9 protein-coding genes are annotated in these 9,863 nt (G+C 73.5%); 3 read left to right on the plus strand and 6 right to left on the minus strand.

From position 1 onward, the window contains the following. Positions 1 to 1,610 (minus strand): APC family permease (locus ACSNOK_RS25655; RefSeq protein WP_436783137.1); only part of this gene is annotated, 1,610 nt, incomplete at its 3' end. 500 nt (positions 1,611 to 2,110) lie between these two features. Here ACSNOK_RS25655 and ACSNOK_RS25660 point away from each other — a divergent pair. The 3 genes from ACSNOK_RS25660 to ACSNOK_RS25670 all read left to right on the plus strand — a co-directional run bounded on the left by ACSNOK_RS25660 (position 2,111) and on the right by ACSNOK_RS25670 (position 4,022). Further along, entirely contained in the window at positions 2,111 to 2,185 is a 75-nt protein-coding gene (locus tag ACSNOK_RS25660) for a cittilin family RiPP precursor (protein WP_224347385.1), read from the plus strand. Positions 2,186 to 2,313: 128 nt separating this feature from the next. Then, positions 2,314 to 3,633: a cytochrome P450 gene (locus ACSNOK_RS25665; RefSeq protein WP_436783138.1), complete on the plus strand. Its 1,320-nt coding sequence runs from the start codon at positions 2,314 to 2,316 to the stop codon at positions 3,631 to 3,633. Between the two features lie 140 nt (positions 3,634 to 3,773). Continuing rightward, a complete protein-coding gene (locus tag ACSNOK_RS25670; RefSeq protein WP_436783139.1) occupies positions 3,774 to 4,022 on the plus strand; it encodes a hypothetical protein in 249 nt (82 codons plus the stop codon). A gap of 129 nt (positions 4,023 to 4,151) precedes the next feature. Here ACSNOK_RS25670 and ACSNOK_RS25675 read toward each other — a convergent pair whose 3' ends face one another. From ACSNOK_RS25675 to ACSNOK_RS25695, 5 genes are all read right to left on the minus strand, one after another. Next, positions 4,152 to 5,021, minus strand: coding sequence for a DMT family transporter (locus ACSNOK_RS25675; protein ID WP_436783140.1), 870 nt, complete (start codon positions 5,019 to 5,021; stop codon positions 4,152 to 4,154). A 490-nt stretch (positions 5,022 to 5,511) separates the two neighbouring features. Next, the gene (locus ACSNOK_RS25680) at positions 5,512 to 6,225 is read right to left on the minus strand and encodes a GntR family transcriptional regulator (RefSeq protein ID WP_436783141.1); all 714 of its coding nucleotides are present in this window, start codon (positions 6,223 to 6,225) and stop codon (positions 5,512 to 5,514) included. A 64-nt stretch (positions 6,226 to 6,289) separates the two neighbouring features. Continuing rightward, positions 6,290 to 7,666 (minus strand): aldehyde dehydrogenase family protein, encoded by a 1,377-nt coding sequence (locus ACSNOK_RS25685; protein WP_436783142.1) that lies wholly within the window; start codon positions 7,664 to 7,666, stop codon positions 6,290 to 6,292. A gap of 50 nt (positions 7,667 to 7,716) precedes the next feature. After that, positions 7,717 to 8,721 (minus strand): proline racemase family protein, encoded by a 1,005-nt coding sequence (locus ACSNOK_RS25690; RefSeq protein ID WP_436783143.1) that lies wholly within the window; start codon positions 8,719 to 8,721, stop codon positions 7,717 to 7,719. Between the two features lie 28 nt (positions 8,722 to 8,749). After that, positions 8,750 to 9,712, minus strand: a complete 963-nt coding sequence (locus ACSNOK_RS25695; protein WP_436783144.1) for a dihydrodipicolinate synthase family protein — start codon at positions 9,710 to 9,712, stop codon at positions 8,750 to 8,752. Between the last annotated feature and the right edge of the window lie 151 nt (positions 9,713 to 9,863).

Consider the following 9,863-nt stretch of genomic DNA (forward strand, 5'->3'; position numbering starts at 1 on the left):
GGCGTGGCCCCGGAGGTCCCGGGGCCGTCGAGGACGGGGTCGGGGCCGGGGAGCCCGGCCTCGTGGGCCCGGACGCCGGCGCGGACGGCCCAGAAGTAGAAGCCGAGGGCGGAGACGCCGACGAGCGCGGTGTCGAGGCCGCCGGGGATCACTCCGTGGCCGCCGAACTCGGGGCTGCCGAGCGCGGAGATCAGGCCGGTCCAGAGCAGGAAGGCGGCCATCCACCAGGCGGGGGCGAACTGCTTGGCGAGGCTCCGCTCGCCCTTGCGGCGCAGCACGATCGCGGCGATGGGCAGCGAGACCAGGGTGAGCAGGGCGACCTTGCCGGTGTTGGGCCACTTGGACCAGTACAGGGCGCAGGCGGCGAACGCGAAGGTCAGCGGGCAGAGCACGGCGGCGGCGGGCAGCCGGAACGGGCGCGGCAGCTCTGGCTTGGTCTTCCGGAAGACGCCGACGGCGATCGGGCCCATGAGGTACGAGACGACCATCGCGGCGGAGACGACGCTGGCCAGGGCCTCCCAGCTGTGCCCGATGGTGAGCAGCAGGAGGACGGAGAAGGCCAGGTTGAGCCACATGGCGGGGCGGGCGACGCCGTAGCGCGGGTGCACCTCGGCGATCTTCTTGGGGAAGAAGCCGGTCTCGGCGAGGTTCTGCGCCAGGTACGCGGAGGAGGCGACGTTGCCGATGTTGGCGCCGGACGGCGAGATGAACGCGCCGAACTGGAGCAGGGTGACGACCCAGTGCAGCATCAGCAGCTTGGCGAGGTCGGCGAAGGGCGAGGCGAAGTTCACGCCGTGCCAGCCGCCGGCCTCCGCGAGCCGCTCCGGCGGGACCGAGCCGAGGAAGGCGACCTGGAGGGCCAGGTAGATGACCAGGCCGAGGGAGAGCGCGCCGACGAGGGCGAGCGGGATGGCCCGGCCCGGGTTCTTGGCGTTGCCGCCGAGGTTGACGACGGCCTGGAAGCCGTTGAACGCGAAGACGACGCCGGAGGCGGAGACGGCGGTGAGCACCGCGGACCAGCCGTTGGGGGCGAAGCCGCCGTGGGCGGTGAAGTTGCCGGTGTGGAAGCCGGAGGCGATCAGCGCGGCGATGGCGACGACCGGGATGGCGAACTTCACCAGGGTCAGCAGGTTGTTCGCCCGCGCGAGCAGGGCGACGGACCAGTAGCAGGCCAGCCACAGGGCGACGGTCAGGAGCAGGGCCATGCCGATGCCGGTGGCGGACAGGTGGCCGTCCGAGACCAGGCCGCGGGCCCAGCCGAAGTTCCAGGACGCCATGTACTGGGTGCCGGCGATGGACTCGATGGGGATCAGCGAGGCCGTCGCGATCCACACCGCCCAGCCGGTGACGAAGCCCAGCACCGGGCCGTGCGAGATGGAACCGAACCGGGCCATGGCGCCGGGCAGCGGGTAGGCCGCGCCGACCTCGGCGTACGACATGGCGATCATGCCGATGAAGATCGCGCCGATCACCCAGGCGACCAGCGCGGCGGGCCCGGCGACCTGGGCCGCCTGGCCGGCCCCGAAGAGCCAGCCGGAGCCGAAGATGGACCCCAGGCCGATCATGATCAGGGCGAAGAGGCTGAGGCCCTTCCGATTGGCCGCGCTCACATCCACGAGATGTTCTTCCGTTCTGCCGGTGCCGCCAGGGGATGGCCTGGGACGACCGGAACCTTCCGCGCTTTTCCCGCGTTCTCACGGGTGCTGAAGCCGCGACGGCCCCCGGGTGCGGACACACGGATGTGGCGGCGAGACGGCCGAGGACGTACAGAGCGACGTCGGACATAGTACGACAACCTGCGGAAACGGCTGCCACCGGACCTTGGAGGCGGGTCTCACCAGCGGGTTCGCCACCCTCCGTACCAGAGGCGACACTCCGGGATCATCCCGGCCGCGCCTCGCGCCGCCCGAAAGGGAATCGGGGGCCGAAAAAGGACCCCCCTCAAGGGGAGCATGGAATTCCAAACCACATGGCGACGCCACCGTCAACCCTTGTCAATTTTCGAACACCTGCTTACCGTCGACATTGTCGCGAAGCGGTGGTGGCCACACCGTGACGAGGCCCCGAACAATTCCCGAGAGAGCAAAGGGAGGTATCCGCCATGCGCAAGATGATCCTGACCGGAGCGCTTTTCGCCCGGATTACCCGCAAGGACCGTCTCACCCTGCCGTACTCGTACTACTAGGCCGGCACGGCGAAACGAAGGCGGGCGGCGGCAGCAGCGACTGCGGCCGCCCGCGCCTTCATCGGCCTTCACAGGACCCAGGACTTCATAGGCCGCTTTCCTCCCCGTACGACTCCCGCGAGGCCCCCGTGACGACCGCCGCTCCCCCGCCCGTCGGAATACCAGGACCCGGCGGGGACAAATTCCTCGGCAATCTCCACGCATTCAGCAGTGACCCACTGGGCTTTCTCACCTCGTGTTCCCGAACGTACGGAGACGTCGTACGCCTCGGCGCGAACAATGTGCTGCTGACCTCACCCGGCGATGTCGAGCGAATGCTGGTCGACCGGAATTCCAAATTCTCCAAGGCGAGCGCGGACACGCGCCGCGGTTCGCGGCGTCAGGGTTTTCCCCGCTCGATGATGAACAGCGACGGGGCCGACTGGCAGGCCAAGCGGCACCGCATGCAGCCCGCCTTCGGCCGGGGGCTGGCCACCCGGGCCGCCGAGATCGTCGACGCCCAGGGCGAGCGCATGCTCGCCCGCTGGCGGACCGGCACCCCGCGCACGCTCCAGGACGACGTCTCGGTCCTCACCCTGCGGCTGGTGACGTCCCTGATGTTCGGCGACGAGTTCGGCGACGAGGACACCGCCGAGGTCGCCCGGCTGGTCGCGCCCATCATGGACCTGTCGACCTCCCCCGTGCTCCTGCCCGAGTGGGTGCCGACCCCGCGCAAGCTGCGCATCCGCCGCTCGATGGCCCGGGTCGACCGTACGCTGCGCGCCCTGGCCGCCTCGCCCGCGGCCTCGGACCCCGACCGGGCTCCCGTCCTGCACGCCCTCGTGCACGGCGACCCCAAGCCGACGCCGGACGAACTGCGCGACGAGCTCGCCACCTTGATCATGGCCGGGTTCGAGACGACCAACGACGCCGTCGTGTGGACCAGCGTCCTCCTCGCCCGCCACCCGGAAGCCGCCGAGCGGGTCCGCGCGGAGGCGGAGGCCGCGTTCGCCGCGACCCCGGCCGGTCTGGCCCGTATGGAAGCCCTCCCCTACACCCACGCCGTGGTCCGCGAGTCCATGCGCCTCTATTCGCCCGTCTGGATCACGAGCCGGGACGCCATGGAGGACATGGAGTTCAGCGGGCACGTCGTGCCCGCCGGCACTACGGTCACGGTCAGCCAGTGGGTCAACCACCGCGATCCCCGTCACTGGGAGGCCGCCGAGGAGTTCCGCCCCGAGCGCTGGCTCCCCGGCGCCCCCAGCGTCCCCCGCGGCTCCTACTTCCCCTTCGGCCTCGGCCCGCGGGTGTGCATCGGCGCCGCGGTGGCCACGACGGAGACGGTCCACATCGTCGCCGACATCTGGCGCCGCTTCCGGCTGGAGCTCCTCGCCCCGGAGCGCATCAAGCCGCGGCCCGCGCTGGCCCTCCAGCCGATGGGCGTGGAGGTCGTGCCGCGCGAATGGTGAGGCGCCGGCTCGGTGACGAGCAGCGCCTCGCCGGCCGCCGTGGCCGGCCGCCAGGAACACGTCAGGCCCCCGGGAAAGGGGGCCTGACGTGCGCTTCTCCACAATGGTGACGGTCCTACTATCCGGTCGTTATGCCGGTCATGAAGATGATCTCTCGTGTCCTCACCGCGGCCACCGCGAGCATTGCACTGCTGACGGCCACCGCGCCAGCGCACGCTGCCGACGGCCTTAACCCGGTCAACGCCAAGCGCGTCCCGATGGCCGCGCCTTCTGCCGACGACTCCTCCCAAGGTCTCGGAGGTCTGCTCGACATTCTTCTGCGCCCGAACACGATCCCCATCGGCCAGAACAACGGTTTCGTGATCGAGACTCTGGAGCACATCCTTTGAGGCGCTCCGTCTGATGGGGCGGGCGGCTCACCGACCGGTGGGGACCGCCCCGTTCCTTCACTCGGGCGGCTCGGGCGGCTCGGACGGGCGGCCCGGCGGCAGGGGCGGGCGCCGGCCGCCGACCGCCGGTCATCCCGGGGTCCGCTCCCCCGCCGGGTCCCGGCTCTCCGGGTCCGCCCCGGGCAGCAGCACGATCCCCCAGGTGACGAGCACCACACCGACGCCTTCCGGGACGAGCCACCACCCCGTCCGCACCCGCTCCCCGTAGACCAGGCTCCCGAGCGCCAGGCTGACCAGCGCCTCGCCCAGGGTGAGCGCGGGCTGGGAGGCCACCAGCGGCCCCGACTCCATGGCGTTGGCCAGCAGGAAGAGGGCGCAGGCGCCGGCGGCCACGAAGCCGTACGTCTGCCAGGCCGTGAGGAAGGCGCCGACGCCGTGTTCGTCGAAGGTGCCGGTGGCCGCCTTCATCAGGGTGGCGGTCAGGGCGTACGCGATCGCCGACGCCGAGGCGAACAGCGCCGCCCGCGCCCGGCCGCGCGACCGCGTCAGGGCGGCCGCCGCGCACAGCGCCACGGCCGTCCCGGTGCAGGCCAGGGTCACGATCCAGCGGGCGGCGGGGGCCTGGTCCGCGCCCCCGCCCGGGGCCGCCGCCGCCAGCCCCAGCCCGAGCCCGGCCGCGACCGTCAGCGACGCCGCCCACCCGGCCGCCGGCAGCCGCCGCCGGGCGAAGGCACAGGCGATGAGCAGGGTGAAGGGGAGTTCCAGGACCAGGATCGGCTGGACCAGCGACAGCGATCCCAGGGTCAGGGCGAGCGCCTGGCAGGCCGCCGCGCCGACGATCACGGCGATACCGCCCAGCCACGCCGGGCTGCGCAGCAGATGCCGCACCAGCCGCACGCTGAACGCGTCCCCCTCGGGGACCGTCCGGGCGGCGATCCGCTGGAGCACCGTCCCGAGAGCGTTGCCCACCGCCGCGAGCAGCGCTACCAGTGCGGGCACCACACCACCCACGTCGCCGTACCTCCCGTCCGGTCCTTCCGGCCCCCGCGGCCCTGCGGCCCGGTCCGTCCTCCCACGGTCCCAGCGGCGCCGGACCGACCCCGGCAGCGGCGCCGCGCGCGGGCCGCCGTCACCCGTCCGGCGGGCGGGACGGCGCCCGTGCGACGGCTTCTGCCCCGCGCGGGGGCCCGTACGCCCAGACGACGGAAGACCGTGCCACCGCCGGCGCGGGGGCTCGTACGTCCGGGCGGACGGTTCCGTACGCGCGGGCGCTGGGGCCCGTACGCGCGGGGCGCCCGGGCCCGTACGCGCGAGTGAACCGGGCCGGTGCGCGGGTGCGACCGGGCCGGTGCACGGGAGTGACCGGGCCGGTACGCGGGCGCGACCGGCTCCGGGCGGACCGACGTCCGAGCGGTCCAACGTCCGGACGGGCCGACGTCCGGACGGGCCGACGTCCGGCCGGCCCGACGCGGCGGACGCTCGTCGCGGGTCAGCGGCGGGCGGCGGCCGGCTTCCGGGCGGTGGGCCGCGCCGCCGCTTCGGCGTTCGCGGCCCAGAGGGAGCGGACGTGGCCGAGGTGGCGGTTCATGCACGCCTCCGCACCCTCGGCGTCGCCGGCGAGCATCAGGTCCAGGAGTTCCAGGTGCTCCTCGGCGGACGGGATGAGCTCGTCGCGCTCGTCGAGAGCGGTGAGGCCGTAGAGGCGGGAGCGCTTGCGGAGGTCGCCGACGGTCTCGACCAGGCGCTCGTTGCCGGAGAGGCCGAGGAGGGTGAGGTGGAACCGCCGGTCCGCCTCCAGGTAGCCGATGAGGTCGTGGTCGCGGGCGGCGCGCACGATCTCCTCGGCGACCGGGCGGAGGGCTTCCAAGTCCGCGCGGGCGGCGGTCCGGGTGATCCGCCCGACCATGGGCACCTCGATGAGCGTACGGATCTCGGTGTACTGGTCCAGGTCGCGCTCGTTGACCTCGGTGACCCGGAAGCCCTTGTTGCGGACCGGCTCGACCAGCCCTTCCCGAGCCAGGTCGAGCATGGCCTCGCGGACGGGCGTCGCGGAGATGCCGAAGTCCTCGGCGAGACCGGGCGCGGAGTAGACCTCGCCGGGGCGCAGCTCACCGGAGATCAGCGCGGCGCGCAGGGCGTGGGCGACCTGGTCGCGCAAGCGCTCCCGGGCGGTGATGAGATTGCGCTGCTGGAGGTGGCCCATGGTGTCCCTTTCGCGCCCCGGCGGACTGGACCCCCAGCGTACAATGTCACATTGCCGTCCCGGGTCACGCTGTGTTGTGGGGCAGCAGGGTGTAGGTGCGCTCGGCCGTGTAGAACTCCAGGGCGGCGCGGCCCTGTTCGCGCGGTCCGTGGCCGGAGGCCCCGGTGCCGCCGAAGGGGAGGTGGAAGTCCACGCCGGTGGTGGGGGCGTTGACGCGGACCATACCGGCGCGCAGTCCGTCGAGCCCGTGCAGGACGGCGTCAAGGGCGGCCGTGTGCACCGAGGTGACCAGCCCATGGGGGACGGAGTCGGTGATCCGTACGGCCTCGGCGAGGTCGGCCGCGGGCAGCAGGACCGCGACCGGGCCGAACACCTCCTCGGTGAGCAGCCGGTGCCCCGGTTCCGCCTTCTCGACGAGGGTGGGGGCCGCGTACCACCCGGGCCCCTCGGGGACCGGCCCGGCGGCGAGGACGGACAGGCCCTCCGCCGCCTCGGCCGCCCGCTCGCGGGCGTGCGCGGAGATCACCGGGCCGCAGACGGTGGCGGGATCGGCCGGGTCGCCGGCCGGGAGCGCGCGCAGCGCCTCGGCCAGGGCCTCGCGGAGGGGTTCGAGGGCGGCGCCCACGGCGATCACCCGGCTGGTGGCGGTGCACTTCTGCCCGGCGTACCCGGCGATCGCGGCGGCGATGTGCGCGGCGGCCCGCCCGATGTCGGCGTCGGGCAGGACGATCGCGGCGTTCAGCCCGCCCGTCTCGGCCTGGACCGGGACGCCCCGGGCAGTCGCCGCGGCGACGACGCGGGCGCCCACGGCCGTCGAACCGGTGAAGGAGACCGCGTCGGCCGCGTCGAGCACGGCGGCTCCTTCCGCCGCGCCGCCCGGCACGACCGTGAACACCCCCTCCGGGAGCTCGCTTCCCACGATCTCGGCGAGGCGCAGGGCGCAGACGGTGGCCTCCGGCGCGGGTTTGAGGACGACGGTGTTGCCGGCCGCGAGGGCGGGGGCCGCTTTCCAGCTCGGGATGGCGAACGGGAAGTTCCAGGGCGTGACGAGGCCCGCGACGCCGTGCGGGCGGCGGCGGGTCAGCAGCAGTCCCGGGCCGGCGGCGGGTTCGTGGACGGTGCCGGTGGGCTCGTAGGGGGCCTGGGCGTAGTACCGCCAGGTCGCGACCGTACGGGCCACCTCCGCGCGGGCCTCGGTGACGGGCTTGCCCACTTCGCGTACGGCGAGGGCGGCGAGTTCGGCGGCGGCGTCCGCGATCGCCTCGGCGATCGAGGCGAGGACCGCCGAGCGGGCGCCGGCGCCGGCACCGCGCCACTGCGGCTGCGCGGCGCGGGCCCGGGCGACGGCGTCGGCGGCGGCGCGCGGGCCGGGGGCCGTGAACTCGGTGAGGACGTCGGCCGGATCGGCCGGGTTGTACGAGGTGTGGGTGACGGGTGCCACGGGTGTCACGGGTGACGCGGGTGCCGCAGGGATCACAGGAGTCACGGAAGTCACAGGAGGAAGCCTCCGGGGAAGGGGTCGTCCGGGTCGAGGAAGTACTGGGCGGTGCCGGTGATCCAGGCGCGTCCGGTGATGGCGGGGACGACGGCCGGGACGCCGCCGACCTCGGTCTCCGCGAGCAGCCGGCCGGTGAACCGGGTGCCGATGAAGGACTCGTTGACGAAGTCGCGCCCGAGCGGGAGGGCGCCGCGGGCGTGCAGCTGGGCCATCCGGGCGGAGGTGCCGGTGCCGCAGGGCGACCGGTCGAACCAGCCGGGGTGGATGGCCATCGCGTGCCGCGAGTGACGCGCGTCCGAGCCGGGGGCGGCCAGGTAGACGTGCTTGAGCCCGCCGATCTCCGGGTGTTCGGGGTGGACGGGCCGGTCCGGCGAGGCGTTGACGGCGTCCATGACGGCGAGTCCGGCGGCCAGCAGATCGTCCTTGCGGTCCCGGTCGAACGGCAGCCCCAGGGCGTCGAGTTCGACGAAGGCGTAGAAGTTGCCGCCGAAGGCAAGGTCGTAGGTGACCGTTCCGTACCCGGGGACGTCCGTCTTCCGGTCGAGGGCGACGCAGAAGGACGGCACGTTGGTGAGGGTGACCGCCGTGGCGGCGCCGTCTTCCACCCGGACGTCGACGGTGACGAGACCGGCCGGGGTGTCGAGGCGGACGGTGGTGACGGGTTCGGCGACGGGGACCATGCCGGTCTCGACGAGGACGGTGGCGACGCCGATCGTGCCGTGCCCGCACATCGGCAGCACCCCGGAGACCTCGATGAAGAGGACACCGTAGTCGGCGTCGGGGCGGGTCGGGGGCTGGAGGATCGCGCCGCTCATGGAGGCGTGGCCGCGCGGCTCGTACATCAGGAGGGTGCGGAGGTGGTCCAGGTGCTCGGTGAAGTGCCGTCGCCGTTCGGCCATGGTGGCGCCCGGGATCACTCCGACGCCGCCGGTGACGACGCGGGTGGGCATGCCTTCGGTGTGCGAGTCGACGGCGTGGAAGACGTGGCGGGTGCGCACGGGCGGTCCTTTCGTGGCCGCTGGGGTGTCAGTGGTGTCCGTCGGCGACGGCCTTCTCGGTGGCGGCGCGCACCAGGGCCTCCGCCTCCGGGACGAGCGGCAGCCGCGGCGGCCGGCTCGGACCGCCCCGGAACCCGACGACGTCCATCGACACCTTGATGGCCTGCACGAACTCCGTCCGGGAATCCCAGCGCAGCAGCGGGTGCAGGGAGCGGTAGAGCGACAGGGCGGTGTCCGGGTCGCCGTCGGCGGCGGCCCGGTAGAGGGCGGCGCAGGTGGCGGGGAACGCGTTGGGGTACCCGGCGATCCAGCCGACGGCCCCGGCGGTGACCAGCTCCAGCAGGACGTCGTCGGCACCCGCCAACAGGTCCAGCCCGGGGGCGAGTTCGGCGATCTCGTAGGCTCGTCGGACGTCGCCGGAGAACTCCTTGACGGCGACAATCGACCCGTCGCGGTGGAGGGCGGCCAGCAGGTCCGGGGTCAGGTCGACCTTGGTGTCGAAGGGGTTGTTGTACGCGACGACCGGCAGCCCGGCCTCGGCGACCTCCGCGTAGTGGGCGCGGACGGCGCGCTCGTCGGCGCGGTAGCCGTTCGGCGGCAGCAGCAGCACGGAGCCGCATCCGGCGTCGGCGGCCTGCTCCGCCCAGCGCCGCGCCTCGGCCGAGCCGTACGCCGACACCCCGGGCATCACCCGGGCCCCCTCCCCCGCCGCCTCGACGGCGGTCCGCACCACGCGGGCCCGCTCCTCGTCGGTGAGCGTCTGGTACTCGCCGAGCGATCCGTTGGGGACGACGCCGTCACAGCCGGCGTCGAGCAGCCGGCGGACGTGCGCGGCGTAGGCGTCGTAGTCAATGCCGAGGTCGAGGTCGCCGCGGTCGGGGCCGTCGCCTTTGCCGTCGCCTTCGCCTTCGCCTTCGCCGCGGAACGGGAGTGCGGTGGCGACCATGACGCCGCGCCAGGGGTGGGTGGGGGTCCAGGAGGTGACGGTCATACCGATGCCCTTCTGTGCTGTGTGACATTTTATTGAGGGTTAGGGGTGCCGACAAGGGGGTGGCGGTCGCGTCGGGTTGGCCGTCCGACGGGTCACTCCGCGCCGGTCGGGCGGGTTTTGGGGAGCCCTCGATCGTCGGGGGCGACGGGGG

Origin of the sequence: Streptomyces sp. URMC 126 (genome assembly GCF_051386555.1) — a bacterium.
In the GTDB taxonomy this organism is placed as follows: Bacteria; Actinomycetota; Actinomycetes; order Streptomycetales; family Streptomycetaceae; genus Streptomyces.

What these genes read in the sequence shown, in the direction of transcription:
- ACSNOK_RS25680 (WP_436783141.1), bottom strand. Translation starts at nt 6,225, where the DNA reads ATGGGCCACCTCCAGCAGCGCAATCTCATCACCGCCCGGGAGCGCTTG.
- ACSNOK_RS25695 (WP_436783144.1), bottom strand. Translation starts at nt 9,712, where the DNA reads ATGACCGTCACCTCCTGGACCCCCACCCACCCCTGGCGCGGCGTCATG.
- ACSNOK_RS25670 (WP_436783139.1), top strand. Translation starts at nt 3,774, where the DNA reads ATGAAGATGATCTCTCGTGTCCTCACCGCGGCCACCGCGAGCATTGCA.